The 19,825-nt window shown below is 61.2% G+C and carries 19 protein-coding genes; 8 read left to right on the top strand and 11 right to left on the bottom strand.

The features are described from left to right. Window positions 1-18: 18 nt before the first annotated feature. Genes AC0IXS_RS07055 through arsC form a run of 3 tightly spaced genes read right to left on the bottom strand, consistent with a single transcriptional unit; the run spans window position 19 to window position 1,383 of the window. A complete protein-coding gene (locus AC0IXS_RS07055; RefSeq protein WP_025993792.1) occupies window positions 19-435 on the bottom strand; it encodes a DUF2069 domain-containing protein in 417 nt (138 codons plus the stop codon). Continuing rightward, window positions 428-1,033, bottom strand: coding sequence for an NAD(P)H:quinone oxidoreductase (wrbA, locus tag AC0IXS_RS07050; protein ID WP_004884184.1), 606 nt, complete (start codon window positions 1,031-1,033; stop codon window positions 428-430). The genes AC0IXS_RS07055 and wrbA overlap by 8 nt, the downstream gene beginning before the upstream one ends. After that, on the bottom strand, window positions 1,030-1,383 hold the full coding sequence (arsC, locus tag AC0IXS_RS07045; RefSeq protein WP_057407963.1) for an arsenate reductase (glutaredoxin): 354 nt from the start codon (window positions 1,381-1,383) through the stop codon (window positions 1,030-1,032). The genes wrbA and arsC overlap by 4 nt, the downstream gene beginning before the upstream one ends. Window positions 1,384-1,514: 131 nt before the next feature. Between arsC and AC0IXS_RS07040 the strand changes: the two genes are divergently transcribed. Continuing rightward, entirely contained in the window at window positions 1,515-1,982 is a 468-nt protein-coding gene (locus tag AC0IXS_RS07040) for a TlpA family protein disulfide reductase (RefSeq protein WP_025993794.1), read from the top strand. A gap of 251 nt (window positions 1,983-2,233) precedes the next feature. Here AC0IXS_RS07040 and AC0IXS_RS07035 read toward each other — a convergent pair whose 3' ends face one another. The 4 genes from AC0IXS_RS07035 to AC0IXS_RS07020 all read right to left on the bottom strand — a co-directional run bounded on the left by AC0IXS_RS07035 (window position 2,234) and on the right by AC0IXS_RS07020 (window position 7,235). Next, window positions 2,234-2,641, bottom strand: a complete 408-nt coding sequence (locus AC0IXS_RS07035) for an META domain-containing protein (RefSeq protein WP_057407961.1) — start codon at window positions 2,639-2,641, stop codon at window positions 2,234-2,236. Further along, on the bottom strand, window positions 2,638-3,075 hold the full coding sequence (locus AC0IXS_RS07030) for a hypothetical protein (protein ID WP_043304333.1): 438 nt from the start codon (window positions 3,073-3,075) through the stop codon (window positions 2,638-2,640). Before AC0IXS_RS07030 ends, AC0IXS_RS07035 begins: the two co-directional genes overlap by 4 nt. Window positions 3,076-3,120: 45 nt before the next feature. Beyond that, window positions 3,121-4,110 (bottom strand): 2-hydroxyacid dehydrogenase, encoded by a 990-nt coding sequence (locus AC0IXS_RS07025; RefSeq protein ID WP_057407959.1) that lies wholly within the window; start codon window positions 4,108-4,110, stop codon window positions 3,121-3,123. Between the two features lie 371 nt (window positions 4,111-4,481). Next, window positions 4,482-7,235, bottom strand: coding sequence for a response regulator (locus AC0IXS_RS07020; RefSeq protein ID WP_471824205.1), 2,754 nt, complete (start codon window positions 7,233-7,235; stop codon window positions 4,482-4,484). A 259-nt stretch (window positions 7,236-7,494) separates the two neighbouring features. Between AC0IXS_RS07020 and cysM the strand changes: the two genes are divergently transcribed. The 5 genes from cysM (at window position 7,495) to AC0IXS_RS06995 (ending at window position 13,631) form a co-directional block, all read left to right on the top strand. Beyond that, the gene (cysM, locus tag AC0IXS_RS07015; RefSeq protein WP_122667733.1) at window positions 7,495-8,397 is read left to right on the top strand and encodes a cysteine synthase CysM; all 903 of its coding nucleotides are present in this window, start codon (window positions 7,495-7,497) and stop codon (window positions 8,395-8,397) included. After that, window positions 8,397-9,752 carry a 23S rRNA (uracil(1939)-C(5))-methyltransferase RlmD gene (gene rlmD, locus AC0IXS_RS07010; RefSeq protein WP_057407953.1) on the top strand — a complete coding sequence of 452 codons (1,356 nt, stop codon included), beginning with the start codon at window positions 8,397-8,399 and terminating at the stop codon, window positions 9,750-9,752. The genes cysM and rlmD overlap by 1 nt, the downstream gene beginning before the upstream one ends. A 157-nt stretch (window positions 9,753-9,909) precedes the next feature. Continuing rightward, window positions 9,910-12,153, top strand: coding sequence for a GTP diphosphokinase (gene relA, locus AC0IXS_RS07005; RefSeq protein WP_025993800.1), 2,244 nt, complete (start codon window positions 9,910-9,912; stop codon window positions 12,151-12,153). Between the two features lie 75 nt (window positions 12,154-12,228). Further along, window positions 12,229-13,062, top strand: a complete 834-nt coding sequence (gene mazG / locus AC0IXS_RS07000) for a nucleoside triphosphate pyrophosphohydrolase (protein WP_043304323.1) — start codon at window positions 12,229-12,231, stop codon at window positions 13,060-13,062. Window positions 13,063-13,088: 26 nt separating this feature from the next. Next, window positions 13,089-13,631: a DUF2058 domain-containing protein gene (locus tag AC0IXS_RS06995; RefSeq protein ID WP_025993802.1), complete on the top strand. Its 543-nt coding sequence runs from the start codon at window positions 13,089-13,091 to the stop codon at window positions 13,629-13,631. A 68-nt stretch (window positions 13,632-13,699) separates the two neighbouring features. On the opposite strand, the gene AC0IXS_RS06990 is transcribed toward AC0IXS_RS06995, so the two are convergent. The 4 genes from AC0IXS_RS06990 to purM all read right to left on the bottom strand — a co-directional run bounded on the left by AC0IXS_RS06990 (window position 13,700) and on the right by purM (window position 17,175). Then, window positions 13,700-13,879, bottom strand: coding sequence for a hypothetical protein (locus AC0IXS_RS06990; RefSeq protein WP_004884170.1), 180 nt, complete (start codon window positions 13,877-13,879; stop codon window positions 13,700-13,702). An 865-nt stretch (window positions 13,880-14,744) separates the two neighbouring features. Next, complete coding sequence (locus AC0IXS_RS06985) at window positions 14,745-15,458, bottom strand: DUF3108 domain-containing protein (protein ID WP_004884168.1); 714 nt, start codon at window positions 15,456-15,458, stop codon at window positions 14,745-14,747. A gap of 8 nt (window positions 15,459-15,466) precedes the next feature. Continuing rightward, a complete protein-coding gene (gene purN / locus AC0IXS_RS06980) occupies window positions 15,467-16,117 on the bottom strand; it encodes a phosphoribosylglycinamide formyltransferase (protein WP_122671373.1) in 651 nt (216 codons plus the stop codon). Continuing rightward, on the bottom strand, window positions 16,117-17,175 hold the full coding sequence (gene purM / locus AC0IXS_RS06975) for a phosphoribosylformylglycinamidine cyclo-ligase (protein WP_004884166.1): 1,059 nt from the start codon (window positions 17,173-17,175) through the stop codon (window positions 16,117-16,119). The genes purN and purM overlap by 1 nt, the downstream gene beginning before the upstream one ends. Before the next feature lie 355 nt (window positions 17,176-17,530). Between purM and AC0IXS_RS06970 the strand changes: the two genes are divergently transcribed. Both AC0IXS_RS06970 and AC0IXS_RS06965 read left to right on the top strand, forming a co-directional pair. After that, window positions 17,531-18,613, top strand: a complete 1,083-nt coding sequence (locus AC0IXS_RS06970) for a DUF2066 domain-containing protein (RefSeq protein WP_057407947.1) — start codon at window positions 17,531-17,533, stop codon at window positions 18,611-18,613. 39 nt (window positions 18,614-18,652) lie between these two features. Then, a complete protein-coding gene (locus AC0IXS_RS06965; RefSeq protein ID WP_191957816.1) occupies window positions 18,653-19,726 on the top strand; it encodes an AI-2E family transporter in 1,074 nt (357 codons plus the stop codon). Window positions 19,727-19,825 lie beyond the last annotated feature (99 nt).

Below are 19,825 nucleotides of genomic sequence, written 5' to 3'. Positions count from 1 at the left end.
AAAAGGCAGGTCGAGGCTTCAGACCTGCGGCGGCGCTGCAAGTTTGCGGTTTAGCTGAAAACGCCAGCGTACGTAGAGCAGCGTGCTGATGAACACCGCGACGCTGAGCGCCATTTCCAGCAGGCCGAACAGCCAGCGATTCGGGTCAAAAGCGGCGAGTGCGCCCTTGATGAAGTACAGGTTGATCACAAAGCAGGTCCACGAATGGCCGCGTGGACTGCCGCTGAGCATGCCTGGCACAAGGATCAGCAAGGGCAGCAATTCGATGGCCAGAATCACGCCCGGTCGTGCACCGTGCAGATCGGCAAATATCAGGTAATACACCGACAGCAGCGTGATCATGCCCAGAAAGCCGATCAGGCTTGCTGCGCGGCTGAAACGCACCCGCGACTCCAGCCATTCCCTGGCCGGTAGCGCCTTGGGCGTTTTAGCCACGCGGGGTGTCCAGTTGCAGGGCGATTTTCGCCAGACGCTGGCCCTGTGCGCGACACAGATCGGTTTCGTGGCGGTCCAGCGGACGTTTGCCGTCGGCACCTGCGTGATGGCTTGCGCCGTAAGGCGTGCCGCCGCCCGTGGTTTCCAGCAGCGCCGACTCGCTGTATGGCAGGCCCATCACCAGCATGCCGTGGTGCAGCAGTGGCAGCAGCATCGACATCAGCGTGGTTTCCTGACCTCCGTGCAGGCTGGCGGTGGACGTGAACACGCCGGCAGGCTTGCCGACCAGCGCGCCGGTCAGCCACAGGTTGCTGGTGCCGTCGAGGAAATACTTGAGCGGCGCGGCCATGTTGCCGAAGCGGGTCGGGCTGCCGAGCGCCAGGCCCGAGCAGTGCTTGAGGTCATCGAGGGTCGCGTACAGCGCGCCGTTTTCCGGAATGCTCGGCGCGGTCGCTTCGCAGTCGGCGGAGATGGCGGGCACGGTGCGCAGCCGCGCTTCCATGCCGCCCATCTCAATGCCGCGGGCGATCTGGCGGGCCATTTCGCTGGTGGAGCCGTTTCGGCTGTAGTACAGAACCAGAATGTAGGGTGTGCTCACGGCAATAGCTCCAGAACGTTCTCGGGTGGGCGGCCAATGACGGCCTTGTCGCCAACGACCAGAATCGGCCGTTCGATCAGTTTCGGATGGGCGGCCATGGCGGCGATCAGTTGTTCGTCGCTCAGACTCGCGTCGGCCAGGTTCAACTGCTTGTAGTCATCCTCACCGGTGCGCAGCAGTTGTCGCGCGCTGATGCCCAGCTTGCCGAGAAGTTTGCGCAGTTGGGCGGCATCCGGTGGGGTTTCCAGGTACAGGACGACGTCGGGACTCAGGCCGCGGGCCTGAAGCAGTTCCAGCGCGCCGCGGGATTTGGTGCAGCGCGGGTTGTGATACAGCGTCAGATCGGTCATTTGCAGGTCGCATCTTGCAGGGAGTGACGCGTATTCTACCCACGCGACGGCACTGTTCGACATATCGGGCGGTCAATAGTCGTATTCGGGTCATAAGTAACCGGTCTTCAGAGTCGAGGAAGGAAGCACAAATGGTTAGGCGATTGGCAGCAGCGGTGGCACTTGTCGGCAGTATGCTGCTCAGCGGATGTGGCGCGGATCTGGGCGCGGACCAGAACGGCCAGAAGGTCGCCAGCGACCGGATTGACGGTCATTGGCTGGTGGTGAACTACTGGGCCGAATGGTGTGGTCCGTGCCGCGTGGAAATCCCGGAATTCAACCAGTTGTCCGAGCAATTGAAGGACAAGAAGGTCACGGTGCTGGGCGTCAACTTCGACAACCTGCAGGGCGACGAGCTGAAAAAGGCCGCGAACGCTCTGGGCATCAAATTCACTGTGCTGGCGCAGGACCCGGCCGAGCACTACGACCTGCCACCTTCCGAAGCGCTGCCGGTGACCTACATCATCGACGACAAGGGCAAGATGCGTGAGCAATTGCTGGGCGAGCAATCCGCCGCCACCGTGATGCAGAAGCTCAAGACATTGCGCGGGGAAGGGTGATTCTCCGCGGTTGATCGTTCCGCACGCTCTGCGTGGGAATGCCTATTGGGACGCTCCGCGTCCAGCAGTGGTGAGTCAGTAAAACTTCTGGCGCCTGACCCAATGGGACGCGGAGCGTCCCGGGCTGCATACCCACGCGGAGCATGGGCACGATCAGCGCGCGTGAGATCACTGATCGTTCCGCACGCTCTGCGTGGGAATGCCTCTTGGGACGCTCCGCGTCCAGCGGTGGTGGGGTCGCCGCAGTCTTATCAGCTCTCTTCCAGCCAGAACCGCAGTGGCTTGCCTTCGGCGGGCCACAGGCGCAGTTGCTGGATCGGCGAGATGTCCCAGCGCTGGACGCTGGACATGGATTTCAGGAAGCGTTCTTCCTGTTCCATCAGCGCCGGTGCGCACATCTTGCGGGTTCTGCCCAGAGCGCCGAAGCTGATGGTGCCGTCGCGCAGGCTGTAGGGCGCAAACCAGTGGTTGCACCCGGCATTGCCGTAGGCGCGGCCGTCGGCACCGAGGGTCATGGTCAGGCGGCTGTTGTCGATCAACGGACGTTCGCCGATCCATTCCATCACGTAGCTCTGATCCTGCCGAATGGCAGGCGCTTGCGTCGAGCAACCCGCCAACACTGCGCTACCGATCAGGCTTGCCAGCAAAAACTGTTTCATGCCGCCTGCCCCTGGCACTTCCTGCAGAGGTGCTTCTCGCCTTCGGTTTTCCAGCCAAGCTCTGCAATGCGTGCAGTGGCAGCAGGTTTCTGTGCCTTGACGCCCAGCTTGCTCTCGACCATGAATTCGAACTTCAATTCGGCGTTGCAGCTGTCGCAATGGACCTGCCACTCATGGATCGCCAGTTCGTCGAATACCGGGCCGTGTGCAACGGCAACCCATTGCCCGGTCGGGTTGATCAGGTGCCGGACTTTTTCGACTGTCAGGCGCATATAAAGGCTTTTGCTGCCCTTGATGGTCACCAGCAACTGGTCGTTGTTGTGGATCGAGCCACCGTTGCCGGTGACCTGATAACGACCAGGCCCCAGTGTGCGGCACTCGGTCAGGGTGTGTTGCGGGTTGAGCATGCTGTAGCGGAAATCGTGTTCGACCATGGGTCCTCCAAAATTGCGCGCATCCTAACACGCAGCGACGCGAGGTTAACCCTCTACCCGATTCTGCGGCGTGCCTGCCGACCAGGCGACGATGTTGTCCAGTGTGGTGCGGGCGATGGCACCCAGCGCTTCCTTGGTCAGGAATGCCTGATGCGCGGTGACGATCACGTTGGGGAAGGTCAGCAGTCGCGCCAGCACGTCGTCCTGCAGCGGCAGGTCGGAACGGTCGGCGAAGAACAGCTGGGCTTCCTCTTCGTACACATCCAGCCCCAGATAGCCCAGTTGACCGGTCTTGAGCGCATTGATCAGTGCTGGCGTTTCCACCAGTGCGCCACGTCCGGTATTGATCAGCATCGCGCCGGGTTGCAGGGTCGCCAGTGACTGTTCGTTGATCAGGTAGCGAGTCTGCTCGGTCAACGGGCAATGCAGGCTGATGATCTGCGCCTGGGCCAGCAGGTCGGGCAGGCTCAGGTATTGCGCGCCCAAGGCTTCAACCTCGGGATTGGGGAAGGGGTCATGGGCGAGCAGTTTGCAGCCGAACCCGGCCATGATTTTCGCGAAGGTCGCGCCGATCTGCCCGGTGCCGACGACCCCGACGGTCTTGCCGACCAGATCGAAGCCGGTCAGGCCGTGCAGGCTGAAGTCTCCGTCGCGGGTGCGATTGCAGGCCCGGTGCAGGTGACGGTTGAGCGACAGGATCAGCGCCACCGCATGTTCGGCCACGGCATGCGGCGAATAGGCCGGAACCCGCACCACGCTCAAGCCCAGGCGCAAGGCAGTTGGCAGGTCCACATGATTGAAACCGGCCGAGCGCAGGGCGATCAGCCGTGTGCCGCCCGCCGCCAGTCGTTCGAGTATCGGGGCGCTCAGGTCATCATTGATGAACGCACAGACCACCTCATGACCTTCGGCCAGTGCGGCGGTCTCGATGGTCAGGCGAGCGGGCTGGAAGCTCAGTTCCACTCCGTCCGGCAGGCGCTCGGCGAGGAAACTGGCGCGGTCGTATTCCTGGCTGCTGTAGATGAGTACACGCATTGGAAGGTCCTTTTGCGGAATCAAAACTTGATCGTGCCAATGCTCCGCGTTGGCATGCCGCCCGGGACGCGGAGCGTCAGACACACATTTTGCGGCGACTGACGGACTGTGGGAGGCGCCACCAAGCCGCCTCTTATCAAACTACCTGTAACTTACTGAAGAAACGCGATTTTGTGGGAGCGGACCGGGCGGCGTTCCGTTTGTCCGCGAATGCTGTATTTCAGGCGATGAATATTCGTCGGATGTACTGGCCTTTTCGCGGACAAGTCCGCTCCCACTGAGTTTGCTGCGCGACAGCGCTACGTCGAAGACGTGGTGGCGCCTCCCACGGGGTGTGCATTCACTCAGCCCCGCCCGTGTTTAGCTTGTAATCAAGCCGTTACCCGCGCTTCGGCCTCGAGGCGGGTGATGGCCTTGTCCAGATCGTCCAGTGCGTCTTCGGTGTGCGGTGCGTTCTGTTTGAGCAGGGTTTCGGCGCGCTGGCAGGCGGTGCGCAGCTGCGGGACACCGCAGTAACGTGTCGCGCCGTGCAGGCGGTGGACGCGTTCGATGAGGCCTTGAATATCGTCGTTGGCACGCGCCGCCCGAATGGCTTCGCGGTCGGCGTCCAGCGAGGCCAGCAACATGGCCAGCATGTCCGCCGCCAGGTCAGGCTTGCCAGCCGCCAGACGCAGCCCTTCTTCGTGATCCAGCACCAGGGGACCGACGTGGGCGTTGGAGCTTTCGGTCTGGCGTTCCGGTATCGGATTACGCAGCGCCAGCCCGGTCCACTTGAGCACCACCTGCGCCAGTTGCCGTTCGCTGATTGGCTTGGTCAGGTAGTCGTCCATGCCGCTTTGCAGCAGCGAGCGTTTTTCATTGGCCATGGCGTGGGCGGTTAGGGCGACGATCGGCAACGAGGTCTGATTACGCTCGGTCTCCCATGCGCGAATCGCCTCGGTGGCCTGACAGCCGTCCATCCCCGGCATCTGCACGTCCATCAACACCAGATCGAACGCTTCCTGCTGCACCGCGCTGACCGCCGCGTAACCCCCGTCCACCGCCACGACCTCGGCGCCCATGTCTTCGAGCAGGGTCTGCACCAGCAACAGGTTGGCCGGGTTGTCATCGACGCACAGTACACGCGGTGCGCGGCTCGACAGGGGCAGGGCGACATCGGTGCGAACGGCTCGCGGTGCGACCAGTTCGGACAACGCCTTCTGCAATTTGCGGTTGCAGGCCGGTTTGGCCTGCAACTGGGTGTACACATCGTGGACCGACATCTGGAACAACGCATGCTCGGTGGTCGGGCACAAAACCATGACTTTGCAGTTGAGGTTTTCCAGGTCCCAGATGTGCTGGCGTAGCCGTTCCGGGGAAATCTCCAGCGCCGTCACGCCCAGCACCACCAGGTCGATGGCCTGAGGCGTTTCGTGCGCAGCGGTCACGCCGTTGAGCAGGTTTTCCAGATTGTTGAAGACCACGGTTTGCAGTCCGCAGTCTTCCAGCTGATGTTCCAGCGCCTGACGCGCCAGATCGTGATGTTCCAGCACCGCCGCACGCAGGCCTTCCAGAGCCTGATTGGCGGTTTCTTCCCTGTCTTCGCGCGCCTTGGGCAGGTTGAGGCTGATCCAGAATTCCGAACCCTCGCCCGGCGTGCTGTCGACGCCGATCTCGCCTCCCATCTGTTCGATCAGACGTTTGGAAATCACCAAACCGAGGCCGGTGCCACCCGGCTGACGGGAAATGGAGTTGTCAGCCTGGCTGAACGCCTGAAACAACGCCCGCACATCCTGGCTCGACAGACCGATGCCGGTGTCCTGCACGCTGATGCGCAGTTGCGCGTGTTCTTCGGTCTCGTCTTCGAGCATGGCGCGGGCGACAATCGTGCCCTGGCGGGTGAACTTGATCGCGTTGCTGACCAGATTGGTCAGTATCTGCCGGAGTCGCAGCGGGTCGCCCGACAGCGCCAGCGGTGTGTCGCGGTAGACCAGGCTGACCAGCTCCAGCTGTTTGGCGTGGGCGGCCGGGGCCAGGATGGTCAAGGTGTCCTGCAGCAGGTCCCGCAGGTTGAACGGAATGTTGTCCAGCACCAGCTTGCCGGCCTCGATCTTCGAGAAGTCGAGAATCTCGTTGATGATGCTCAGCAGGTTGTCGGCAGATTTTTCGATGGTGCCCAGGTAGTCGTACTGGCGCGGGGTGAGTTCGCTTTTCTGCAGCAAGTGGGTGAAGCCCAGAATACCGTTGAGCGGCGTGCGGATTTCGTGGCTCATGTTGGCCAGAAACTCGGATTTGATCCGGCTGGCTTCAAGGGCTTCCTTGCGCGCCAGATCCAGTTCGATGTTCTGGATTTCGATGGTTTCCAGATTCTGCCTGACATCCTCGGTCGCCTGATCGATGCTCATCTGCAGTTCTTCCTGCGCATTCTGCAGGGTCGCCGCCATGCGGTTGATGCCGGAAGCGAGCTCGTCCAGTTCGCGGCTGCCCAACGGTGGCAGACGCGTCTCCAGGTTGCCATCCTTCAACTGCGACACGGCTTGCTTGATCTGGCTCAGCGGACCGTTGATGGTGCGGCTCATGCGCACTGCCAGAATGGCCGTGAAGGCCAGTCCGGTGAAAATCAGCAGCAGGCTGGCGAACAGGCTGCGATAGCCTCGCAACAGCGTGCCGTTGTGGGAAATCTCCAGTTCGACCCAGCCCAGCAGGGTGTCGGCTTCGGCGGGGATGATCGGGCTGGTCAGGTGACGCTGATGACCGAACACCGGCAGCAGGTAGCGCGTGGCGTCATTGCCGGACGAGTTGAGCAGTTGGGTGCTGCTGCCAATGGGCGAGGGGCTGATCATGGTCGGCCCGGCGTGGGCGAGTACGCTGCGGTCGGTGTCCAGGAACGAAACGGCGCGCACGTCGGCTTGCTCAAGGGTCTGGGTCGCGATGCGGGACAGCAGGATCTTGTCCTTGCGACCCAGCGCATTGGCCGACAGCGGTGCCAGATCCTGCGCAATCATCTCGCCGCGCTGCAACAGCTGGCTTTGCAGCTCGTACAGCTGCATCCAGGTGAAGTAGCCACCCAGCACCGCCGCCATCAGGCTGGCGGGCAGAATGGTCAATAGCAGTACGCGGCCTTTTATGCCCAGCTTGTTCAGCACGCTCTTTCTCCAGCAACCGGTATCAGTCCGTCGATTTCAGGCAGCAGTCGCCTGGCCCTATCGGCACGAGGGGATGAGTTTAGCCATTTACCGGCTGTGTGGGCATTTTAGTGTCGCGGTCGATGGGCATTGAATCGCGCAGGGAATCTCACAGGTCTCGTTATGCGTTTCAGTTATAGGTCGCGCACTTTGCGTGATATGGGGTTTGAGCGTTTGCCGTTATGATAGGCGCCCCCGCAGTCTGGATTGCGAATACGCCATGACCCTGCAGTATCAAACCATTGCCGATTGCGTCGGCAACACCCCGCTCGTGCGTCTGCAACGCATGGCGGGTAACACCAGCAATACCCTCTTGTTGAAGCTTGAAGGTAACAATCCGGCCGGCTCGGTGAAAGACCGTCCTGCGCTGTCGATGATCACCCGCGCCGAACTTCGCGGCCAGATCCACGCCGGTGACACCCTGATCGAAGCTACTTCCGGCAATACCGGTATCGCGCTGGCCATGGCTGCCGCGATCAAGGGTTACCGCATGATCCTGATCATGCCGGACAACTCCAGTGCCGAGCGCAAGGCTGCAATGACAGCCTACGGTGCCGAGCTGATTCTGGTCAGTAAGGAAGAAGGCATGGAAGGTGCCCGTGATCTGGCCGAGCGCATGCAGACCGAAGGTCGCGGCAAGGTGCTGGATCAGTTCGCCAACGGTGACAATCCGGAGGCGCATTACACCTCCACCGGTCCGGAAATCTGGCGTCAGACGGGCGGTACGGTCACGCACTTCGTCAGTTCAATGGGTACGACCGGCACCATCATGGGCACGTCGCGCTACCTCAAGGAGCAGAATCCCGAGGTGCAGATCGTCGGTCTGCAGCCGATGGAAGGCGCATCCATTCCTGGTATCCGTCGCTGGCCCTACGAGTACCTGCCGAAGATTTATCAGGCTGATCGCGTCGACCGCATCATCGACATGGGCCAGGCCGAAGCTGAAGACACCATGCGCCGACTGGCCCGCGAAGAAGGTATCTTCTGCGGCGTGTCGTCCGGTGGCTCGGTGGCGGGCATGCTGCGTATTTCCCGCGAAGTCGAAAACGCCGTGATCGTGGCAATCATCTGTGACCGAGGCGACCGTTACCTGTCGACTGGCATCTACGACGCGCCCAACTGATGGCCAAGCATGAGAGAGGGTTGCGCTTCCAGCCGACTGGAGGCGTCAAGTCCGTGCAGGTGCCTGTCGGTAAAAAGCAGCGCCTGACCATCGAACGCTTGTCGGATGACGGGCGTGGTATCGCATTTCTGGAAGGCAGAACCTGGTTCGTCGCCGGCAGTCTGGCGGGCGAAGAGGTTGAAGCGCGGGTGCTCAATGCACGCGGCAAGGTCGTCGAAGCGCGCACCGAGCGTGTGTTCACTGCCAGCGAAATGCGCCGTGCGCCCCTGTGCAAGCACTTCGGGCGTTGCGGGGGCTGCAGCGTGCAACATGTGCCTCATGACGAACAGCTTGCCCTGAAACAGCGCATGCTTGCCGAGCAGCTTTTGCGTGTAGCCAACGTTGCACCGCAGGAATGGGCGGCGCCGCTGACCGGTTCCGAACTGGCCTACCGCAGACGTGCGCGAGTCGCCGTGCGCTGGGACGTAAAGGCCAAACGGCTGGACGTCGGCTTCCGGGCAACGGCCAGTCAGGACATCGTTGGCATCGAGGAATGTCCGGTGCTGGTACAGGCCTTGCAACCGATCATGACGCAACTGCCGACGATGCTGCGCAGCCTGAGCAAACCTCAGGCGCTGGGGCATGTCGAGCTGTTCAGTGGTTCTGCAACGGCGGTCCTGCTGCGCCATACCGCGCCGCTGGCCGAGGCGGATCTTGCGATTCTGAAGGCATTCTGCGCAGAGCACGGCGCGCAGTTGTGGCTGCACGGTGAGGGCGACCCGCAACCGGCGAACCCGGACGATCAACTGGGTTATCGCCTGGCGCCCTGGAACCTGCAACTGGACTGGCGTCCGGGGGATTTCATTCAGGTCAACGCGCAGGTCAATACCGCGATGATCGAGCAGGCGCTGGAGTGGCTGGCACCTGCGGCCGATGAAAGGGTGATGGACCTGTTCTGCGGCCTCGGCAATTTTGCCTTGCCGCTGGCCGGGCAGGCGAAGGAAGTGGTAGCCGTCGAGGGCGTTGCGACTATGGTCGAACGTGCGGCGGCAAACGCGGTGAGTAATGATCTGCACAATGTGGCGTTTTTTCAGGCGGATCTTTCGCAGCCGCTGACGAACGCGAGTTGGGCAGCCGAGGGGTTTTCTGCGGTACTCTTGGACCCACCGCGTGACGGTGCATTCGAAGTGGTGCGCCAGATCGGAAAAACAGGCGCCCGACGGTTGCTCTATGTGTCATGCAACCCGGCAACTTTGGCTCGTGATACGGTCGAATTGGTCAATCAGGGCTACCGTTTAAAACGTGCCGGAATACTCGATATGTTTCCTCAGACGGCGCATGTCGAGGCGATGGCTTTATTTGAAATGAGTAAGTGAGCAGCGGTTCATTGGATCGAATCAGCGGCTGACAGGGAATCTCATTTAATCCGACTGGCCCGCGAATGTCGGTCCTTGCTTGCCCGGCAAGTGGCATTCGCTCAGAAGGCTGGCGACTGATGGCGCTATTCATCGCGCCGTAGGGAAGGTAAGCAGCATGGTACAGGTGAGAGCGCACCAGCCGATAAACACAGACGGCAGCATCAACCTCGACGCATGGCTTGATCATATTGTCAGCGTCGACCTGGTCCTGGACCGGGAAGTCATGAAAAAGGCCTGTGAGTTCGCCCGGCAAGCCGAGCAGAACGACAAGGCACTGAAGAATCACTGGGCAGACGGCACCTCCAGTTTCCAGACCGGTCTGGAAATCGCGGAGATCCTGGCTGACCTCAAGCTGGATCAGGACTCGCTGGTTGCAGCGGTCATTTACCGGGGCGTACGCGAAGGCGTGATTCCGCTGCCGGATGTCGAGCAGCAGTTTGGTGCCACAGTGGCCAAACTGATCGATGGCGTGCTGCGCATGGCGGCGATCAGTGCCAGTCTCAGTCCGCGCCAGTCGCTGGTGCTGGGCAGTCAGGCTCAGGTCGAGAACCTGCGCAAGATGCTGGTGGCGATGGTCGATGACGTGCGCGTCGCGCTGATCAAGCTGGCCGAGCGTACCTGCGCGATTCGTGCGGTGAAGAACGCCGACGACGAAAAGCGCAACCGCGTGGCGCGGGAAGTCTTCGACATCTATGCGCCACTGGCCCACCGTCTGGGTATCGGGCACATCAAGTGGGAGCTGGAAGACCTGTCCTTCCGCTACCTTGAGCCTGACCAGTACAAGCAGATCGCCAAGCTGTTGCACGAGCGTCGTCTGGACCGCGAGCGGTTCATCAGCGACGTCATGTCCCAGCTCGAAAACGAACTGCTGGCCACCGGCGTCACTGCCGATATCAGCGGCCGTGCCAAACACATCTATTCCATCTGGCGCAAAATGCAGCGCAAGGGCCTGGCGTTCAGCCAGATCTACGACGTGCGTGCGGTGCGTGTACTCGTTCCCGAAATGCGCGACTGCTATACCGCGCTGGGCATCGTGCACACCTTGTGGCGGCACATTCCCAAGGAATTCGACGACTACATCGCCAACCCCAAGGAAAACGGCTACCGCTCGCTGCACACTGCGGTCATCGGGCCGGAAGGCAAGGTGCTGGAAGTCCAGATCCGTACGCATTCGATGCATGAAGAGGCTGAACTGGGCGTCTGTGCGCACTGGCGCTACAAGGGCACGGACGTCAAATCCGGCTCCAACCATTACGAAGAGAAAATCTCCTGGCTGCGTCAGGTGCTGGAATGGCACGAAGAACTGGGCGACATCGGCGGGCTTGCCGATCAGTTGCGGGTCGATATCGAGCCGGACCGGGTCTACGTCTTCACGCCTGACGGTCACGCCATTGACCTGCCCAAGGGCGCGACGCCGCTGGACTTCGCTTATCGGGTGCACACCGAGATCGGCCACAACTGCCGTGGTGCGAAGATCAACGGCCGGATCGTGCCGCTCAACTACAGCCTGCAGACCGGTGAGCAGGTCGAGATCATCACCAGCAAGCACGGCACGCCGAGCCGCGACTGGCTGAACTCGAACCTGGGTTACATCACCACGTCCAGGGCGCGGGCCAAGATCGTTCACTGGTTCAAGCTGCAGGCGCGCGACCAGAACGTCGCCGCCGGCAGAACCCTGCTCGAGCGAGAACTGGCGCGTCTGGCACTGCCGCAGGTCGATTTCGACAAGCTCGCCGACAAGGCCAATCACAAGACCGCCGACGACATGTTCGCCGCGCTCGGTGCCGGTGATCTGCGTCTGGCGCAACTGGTCAACCTGGCTCAGCAGCAGGTCGAACCGGATCGCATGAACGAACAGCTGGAGCTGATTCCGCGCAAGGCCACTGGCTACAAGCCGGGCAAGCGTGGCGATATTCAGATCCAGGGCGTGGGCAACCTGATGACCCAGATGGCCGGCTGCTGCCAGCCGCTGCCGGGCGATGCCATCGTCGGTTACATCACGCAGGGGCGCGGGGTGAGCATTCACCGTCAGGACTGCGCCTCGGTGCTGCAACTGGGCGGGCGCGAACCCGAACGTATCATTCAGGTCAGTTGGGGGCCGGTGCCGGTGCTCACCTATCCGGTGGACATCATCATCCGCGCCTACGACCGTTCCGGTCTGTTGCGTGACGTGACTCAGGTGCTGCTCAACGAGCGGATCAACGTGCTGGCGGTCAATACCCGCTCGAACAAGGAAGACAACACCGCGCTGATGTCGCTGACCATCGAGATTCCGGGTCTGGACGCGCTGGGGCGGTTGCTGGGGCGTATCTCCCAGCTGCCGAACATCATCGAGACGCGCCGTAACCGGACGCCCTGATTCAAGGCTTCCATAGTCGCCACTGTCCGACGGTATTCCGGTCAGTGGCGACATCGCGGTAACAGAGATTTTGCAATGCACACACTTGAAGACCTCCTGCACCTCATGGCCCGGCTGCGCGATCCGCAGTACGGCTGCCCCTGGGATCTGAAGCAGACCTACGCCACCATCGTCCCGCACACGCTGGAAGAAGCCTACGAAGTGGCCGATGCCATCGAACAGGGTGACTTCGATCAGCTTCAGGGCGAACTGGGCGATCTGCTGTTTCAGGTGGTGTTCTACGCCCATCTGGCCCGAGAAGAAGGGCGCTTCGAATTCGAGGGTGTCGTCGATGGCATTGTCCGCAAGCTGCTGCGCCGTCATCCGCATGTGTTTCCGACCGGTGAGCTGTATGCGCCCATGGAGACGCCACGCCTGACGGATGAAGAGGTCAATCGGCGCTGGGATGAAATCAAGGCCCAGGAGCGCGCAGAAAAGTCGTCCGCGCCCGAACAGTTGTCCCTGCTCGACGACGTGCCTGTCGCACTGCCTGCACTGAGCCGCGCCACCAAGCTGCAGAAGCGCGCCGCTCAGGTCGGCTTCGACTGGCCTGCCGCCTTGCCGGTGGTCGACAAGGTGCGCGAAGAACTCGATGAAGTGCTTGAGGCAATGGTCGATAATGACGCTGACGGCATTGCCGAAGAAATTGGCGATCTGCTGTTTGTTGTGGTGAATCTGGCCCGACACCTTAAAGTCGACCCGGAAACTGCGTTACGCTCGGCCAACAGCAAGTTCGACAGACGCTTCCGATTTATTGAACAGGCGTTGCGCCACGCCCAGCGACCCATCGAGGAATGCAGCCTCGAAGACATGGACGCGTTGTGGGGCGAAGCCAAACGTCAGGAAAAAAACGCACCCCGCTGCGGCTGAGTGGTTGTTTAAGAGAGAGAAAAGAGATGGCGGGTATTTCACTTCGCGACCAGTTGCTCAAGGCAGGTCTGGTCAACCAGAAGCAGGCCAAGCAGGTCGGCAAGGAAAAGCAGAAAGAGCAGCGTCTGGTGCACAAGGGCCAGGCTCAGGTCGATGACTCGCAGAAGCGTGCGGCTCAGGAAGCGCTGGCCGAGAAGGTCAAGCGCGATCAGGAACTCAATCGTCAGCAGCAGGAGAAGGTCGAGCAGAAGGCCCGTGCCGCTCAGGTCAAGCAACTGATCGAGGCCTCGCGTCTGCCCAAGCTGACCACCGAGGATTACTACAATTTCGTCGATGACAAGAAGGTCAAGCGCATCTCGGTCAACGCGCTGGTGCGAAACAAACTCAGCAGCGGCTCGCTGGCCATCGTCCACCACGGCGGCGGTTACGAGATCATTCCACGTGAAGCAGCGCTGAAGATTCAGGAGCGCGATCCACGCCGCATTGTGTTGCTCAACACCCCGACCGAAGCGCCGGATGCAGACGACCCGTACGCGGCCTATCAGGTGCCTGACGACCTGATGTGGTAAGCATCTTCGCCAGCATGACAAAACCCGCCTTGAGCGGGTTTTGTCATTTTACGATTCTGAAATTGCGGTCAATGGTTGCCCTGGCTTTCCAGCGCTTCCAGCTCTTCTTTATACCGATACGCTTCGGATTCTATGTGAAACATGCCGACCAGTTGATCCTGTTGATGCACGTCCCAGATCTGAATGCCGTCGGCAACGGCTTCGTGAGAGAGGTGGGCGTCGTCGCGTTCAGTAACTCTGACAGTCATAGTTTAGCTCCTGACTTTGGCGGCCTTGATGGTTAGGCCTCTGGATACTGCGGCGATGTGTCGCAGGACTCTTTTATAGGATCCGTTAGCAGGCTAAGTAAATAGCCCGTTCAGGTTCCGGGTTGGTCAGAAATTAACCGCTGCGCTGCAGCCCTCGAAATACGTGGGCTGCGGCCAAGTACTGGTTAAATGAAGGATTTTTCATGTGTCCTGGTGGCGCGTACAACTGCCACAAACGGTGTCGTCTGCTGGTGCGGACGCGGAGCATCCCGAGAGGCATTCCCACGCAGAGCGCTCGGCGTTATACATAAGTTCGCAAGACGCGCAAAACTGGGGCAAAAACGAAGTATCTGACTGAATGCATACCCCGTGGGAGGCGGCTTGCCGGCGATGGCGTCAGTCCAGTCACTGATAGGTCGCTTCAGAAAAATCATCGCCGGCAAGCCGCCTCCCACAGTCCGTGGTCGCAGCAAGACTCGGGTATAACGCTGAGCACAGGCATGGGCATGATCGGCGTGCTTGAGATCACGCTGATCGTTCCTACGCTCCGCGTGGGAATGCCGCCCAGGACGCTCCGCGTCCGCTCTCGAATGTGGCGCAGATGCGTGGTCAAGCTCCAGCGTTATCCACGTCATGCGCTCGGCTCACTGAATCCGCAATCTGTGCCATTTGTGACGCAGAGCGTCACGGGATGCATGCCCACGCGGAGCGATAGGCACGATCAGTGGTGAGGCGGACTTGTGTATAACGATGAGCGCAGAGCGTGAGGAGCGATCAGCGTGAGACAGTACTGATCGGGGCTGAACGACAGGCAATAAAAAGCCCCGCATCAAGCGGGGCTCTGTACTGCGAACAGTCAGGTCGATCAGCTGCCTTTGACAGCCTTGCCGTTGACGGTACCGTCCTGCAGCATGATGTTGTATTCCTTGCCGTCGGTTTCGACCTGTTGCAGGCGGACCAGCAGGTAGTCCCAGTCCTTGGCGAACCACAGCACGGTGATGCGTTTGCTTTGAGTCGGGTCACGCACGCGCTCGACCTTGATGGCGTCGACCTGGCCGGCCTTGGTGTCGACCTTCTCCGAACCCAGCACGCGGAAGTCGTAGGTATCGACTTCGTCGCCATCGACCACCTGATAGCTCATGCTTTTCTTGCCCTCGGCCACGTCATGCTGCAGGGCGAGCTGGTAGGTGGACTTGTCGAGGATGCCACGGTTGAGCGGCAGCTTGATCGCGTCGCCGCGGTCGGTGCCGGTGACGAACTTGGTGTTCCAGTCGAAAGCCAGATCGACCTTCTTGGATTTGCCCAGACCGCTACGCTCGAAGCTGTAGGTCTGTGGCAGCAGGGTGTCCTTGTCGACTTTCAGCGTGCTGACTTCGGATAGGCTGGCGATCATCATCGACGCTTTGAAATTCAGGGTCCAGGTGCCGTTCGGCCCGGCTTCCAGGCTGCGTTCAGCCGTGCCGCTCATGGGTAGCTGTTTCCAGTCGGCGGTGTAGCTGGCGGAGAAAGGTTGAAGGTCTGCGGCCTGTACAGCAGGGATGGCAAGCAGAGCGAAAGCGAAGAGCAGAGCGCGACGCATAATATCTCCTAGTGTCGAATCAAATGGCCGGTGGCCGGGAGTGGCTGGCCATCCAGTAACGCGCCTTCTTCGCCCAGGCTCAATCGGCCCTCGGCGAACCAGCGTATTGCCAGCGGGTAGATACGGTGTTCTTCAACATGCACCCGCTGCGCGAGCGTGACGGGTGTGTCCTGTAACTGTACCGAAATAACTGCCTGTACGACCAGCGGTCCGCCATCGAGTTCCTCGGTGACGAAGTGCACGCTGCACCCATGCTCGGTGTCGCCGGCCTCCAGCGCCCGTTTATGGGTGTGCAAACCTTTGTAGCGCGGCAGCAGGGAAGGGTGGATGTTGAGCAGGCGGCCCTGATAGTGCCTGACGAAGTCAGCGCTCAGTATGCGCATGAATCCGGCCAGTACCACCAGATCGGGCTGAAAGGTGTCGATCAGTTCGACCAGCGCGGCGTCGAAGGCTTCGCGACCTTCGTACCCCTTGTGGTCCAGCACGCAGGCTTCGATGCCTGCGTCTCTGGCACGTTGCAGACCGAAGGCATCGTCACGGTTGGAGATGACAGCGCGGATGCGGACGGGGCTGGCCCCGTCCTTGAAACTGTCGATCATCGCTTGCAGGTTGCCGCCGGTGCCGGACAGCAGCACCACGACATTGCAGATGGCTGACATCAATGCGCCTTGAGGTTTTTCAGCTCGACCTGTGCAGCACCTTCGGCGGCGGTGGCGATCTGACCGATCACCCAAGGCTGTTCGCCCGCTTCACGCAGCACGTTCAGCGCGGTCTCGACGTGCTCCTGAGCCACGCAGATCACCATGCCCACGCCGCAGTTCAGCACGCGGTGCATTTCGTTTTCTTCAACGTTGCCTTGCTGCTGCAGCCAGTCGAACACGGCCGGACGCTGCCAGCTGGCGACGTCGACCACGGCCTGGGCGCCCTGTGGCAGAACGCGAGGGATGTTGTCCAGCAGACCGCCACCGGTGATGTGGGCCATGGCCTTGACGGCACCGGTTTCCTTGATGAGCTTGAGCAGCGGCTTGACGTAGATGCGGGTCGGCGCCATCAGCAGCTCGGTCAGCGGCTTGCCGTCCAGCTGAATGTTTTCGATGTCGGCACCGGCCACTTCGATGATCTTGCGGATCAGCGAGTAACCGTTGGAGTGTGGGCCGGAGGACGGCAGTGCCAGCAGGGCATCGCCCGCGGCAACCTTGGAACCGTCAATGATTTCAGCCTTTTCGACGACACCGACGCAGAAGCCGGCCAGGTCGTAATCTTCGCCTTCGTACATGCCTGGCATTTCAGCGGTTTCGCCGCCGACCAGCGAGCAACCGGCCAGTTCGCAGCCTGCGCCGATGCCGGTCACGACCTGGGTTGCGGTCTCGACGTTCAGCTTGCCGGTGGCGTAGTAGTCCAGGAAGAACAGCGGCTCTGCGCCGCAGACGACCAGGTCGTTGACGCACATGGCCACCAGATCGATGCCGATGCTGTCGTGCTTGTTCAGGTTCAGTGCCAGACGCAGCTTGGTGCCCACGCCATCGGTGCCGGAGACCAGAACCGGTTGCTTGTAACCAGCCGGGATTTCGCAGAGGGCGCCGAAACCTCCCAGGCCGCCCATGACTTCCGGACGCTTGGTGCGCTTGGCGACGCTCTTGATGCGTTCGACCAATGCTTCACCGGCGTCGATGTCTACACCGGCGTCTTTGTAGCTCAGGGAGGGTTGCTTGCTCATAAAAAATCCAGGCCTTTAGGGGGGATTCGGAGGTATCGACCGCTGCGGTGGGACCCGTTCAGCAAAGTGCTGTCGCGCAGTGCTATGTTGGGCCATCGCGATTGCCGGTCTGCGAAGGCGCGCGATTTTATCAGGCTTGCCCTCGTGGGGCCATCCTTGCGCCGACGGTAGGAGGAGGTTCTACTAAATAAACCTCACGGCCTTGCCTGGGTCGACTTCGACTCCAGATGTTTAGGGTGTACTTTAGGCGGGTAGTGAATGATTGGTGGCAAAGCGCTGTCTCAAGCCTGTCCGTCCAATGAATCCACCTCCTGAGACTGCTCTTTTTTACCTTTTTTCCGTTCGGGAACTGTCCATGCGTTTTTCCAGAATTCTTCTCATCGGCTGTCTGTCCCTGTTCAGCCTGCCGACCCTTGCTGAAACAGTGAACAACCTTTATCAGGTCCGCGAGCCGGTCAACGGCCAGTCGCCCGATGAACGTACACGCGCCACTCAGGCGGCTGTCGAAACCCTGGTGCTGCGCCTGACCGGCGACACCAAGGCCGCTCAAGGTTCCGCGCTTGCCGCCTTGCGCAAGGATCCACAGCAGATCATCAGCCAGTACGGTTACGAAGCGGGCCCGCCCGAGACGCTGCTGGTGGACTTCGATCCGGCAACCACCGACCGCGCCTTGCGTCAGGCCGGGTTGCCCATCTGGGGCAGCAATCGCCCGTCGATTCTCGGCTGGTGGCTGAATGACTCGGTCGAAGGTTCCAATCTGGTCGGCGACGGTCAGGCGGCTGCCGAGCCTTTGCGCCGCGCAGCGCAGCACCGTGGCCTGCCGTTACGCCTGCCATTGGCTGACCTGAGCGAGCAGGGCATCGGCACCGCCAAGACCCTTGAAGGCACTGATGCCGCGCCGCTCAAGGAAGCCTCCGAGCGTTATGGTGCCGATGCGATCCTGGCGGTTCATGCCAAAGAGGACGCCGGGCAATGGCAAGGCAAATGGAATTTGTGGCTGGGCGAGCAGCGTGAACAGGGCACCGCTACCGGCGCCACGTCCGACGCTCTGGCTGACGCGGTATTGCTGTCGGTGAGCCAGCGCCTGGCGCCGCGCTTCGTCGCCAAGCCGGGCGCGTCCACCGGCCTGCTCATGCAGGTTCAGGGCATGAACCTTGAGCGTTATGCGCAACTCTTGCAGTTGCTCGATCCGTTCGGCGTGCGTGTGACGCTGGTCGAAGGAGATCGCGTGACCTTCGAAGTCAACGGCAGCGCCGATCAGCTTCGTTCGCAGATGTCACTGGCTAAACTTCAGGAAGTACCGGCGAGCGAGGCGGCAGCGGCTGTACCGCCTGTACCGCCTGCACCTGCGGCTCCGGTCGATGCGTCAGCGCCTGTCGCTGCGCCAGCTTCAATGATTGTTCCGGCGTCCGCGCCACAATTGTATTTCCGCTGGTAATGCGGCAAGCGTACTTTTCCCCTGGGTTGAGAGACATTGATGACTGATACGCGACGTTGGTTCTGGATTGGCGGGCTGGCCCTGCTGGTCGCATTCGTGGTGTTGCTTCACACGATCCTCACCCCTTTTCTGGTGGCGCTGCTGCTGGCCTACATGGGCGATCCACTTGTGGATCGTCTGGAGCGGGCGGGCCTGTCACGCACGTTGAGTGTCGTGGCGGTGTTCGGCCTGTTCACGCTGGTGCTGATGGCCTTGCTGCTGGTGCTGGTCCCGATGCTCGCCAAGCAGCTGTACCGCCTGTACGAGCTGGCGCCACAGATGCTCGACTGGCTGCAGCACTCGGCGTTGCCGTGGGTGCAGGCCAAGTTCGGACTGTCCGACGGCTTCTGGAAGTTCGACAAGATCAAGGCTGCGTTGTCCGAGCACATGGGGCAGGCGGGCGACATCGTTTCCATCGTGCTGTCGCAGGCCACGGCATCGAGCCTGGCGCTGATCGGTTGGCTGACCAATCTGGTGCTGATCCCGGTGGTGTGCTTCTACCTGCTGCGTGACTGGGACGTGATGATGGGCAAGATTCGCGGCCTGCTGCCTCGCCACCGCGAGGGGCAGATCGTCAAGCTGGCGGGTGAGTGTCATGAAGTGCTGGGTGCATTCATTCGCGGCCAGTTGCTGGTCATGGTCGGCCTCGGCGTAATCTATGCGAGCGGTCTGATGCTGGTCGGTCTGGAGCTGGGGCTGTTGATCGGCGTGATCGCGGGTCTGGCTGCCATCGTGCCTTATATGGGCTTCGTGATCGGCATCGGCTCGGCGCTGATGGCGGGCCTGTTCCAGTTCGGCGGCGATCTGTACCCGATGATGGGGATCGTTGCTGTGTTCATGATCGGTCAGGCGCTGGAAGGCATGGTGCTAACGCCTTTGCTGGTGGGTGACCGAATCGGCCTGCACCCGGTGGCGGTGATCTTTGCGATCCTTGCCGGCGGCGAGCTGTTCGGCTTCACCGGCATTCTGCTGGCCTTGCCGGTGGCCGCGGTGATCATGGTGCTGGTGCGCCACGTTCATGATGTCTACAAGGACTCGCAGATCTACGCCGGGGCCGAAGACCCTGATCTGTAAGCCCTTCCAGCCGCTGATCAAGCGCCCCTTTCACGGACGCAGGCCAGCTCCGTGAAAGGGGCGTAGATACCTCAAACGCCTCATCGCTTTACACAGCCT

Source organism: Pseudomonas sp. AC016, assembly GCF_979253365.1.
This window is presented reverse-complemented; position numbering and strand designations above follow the sequence as displayed.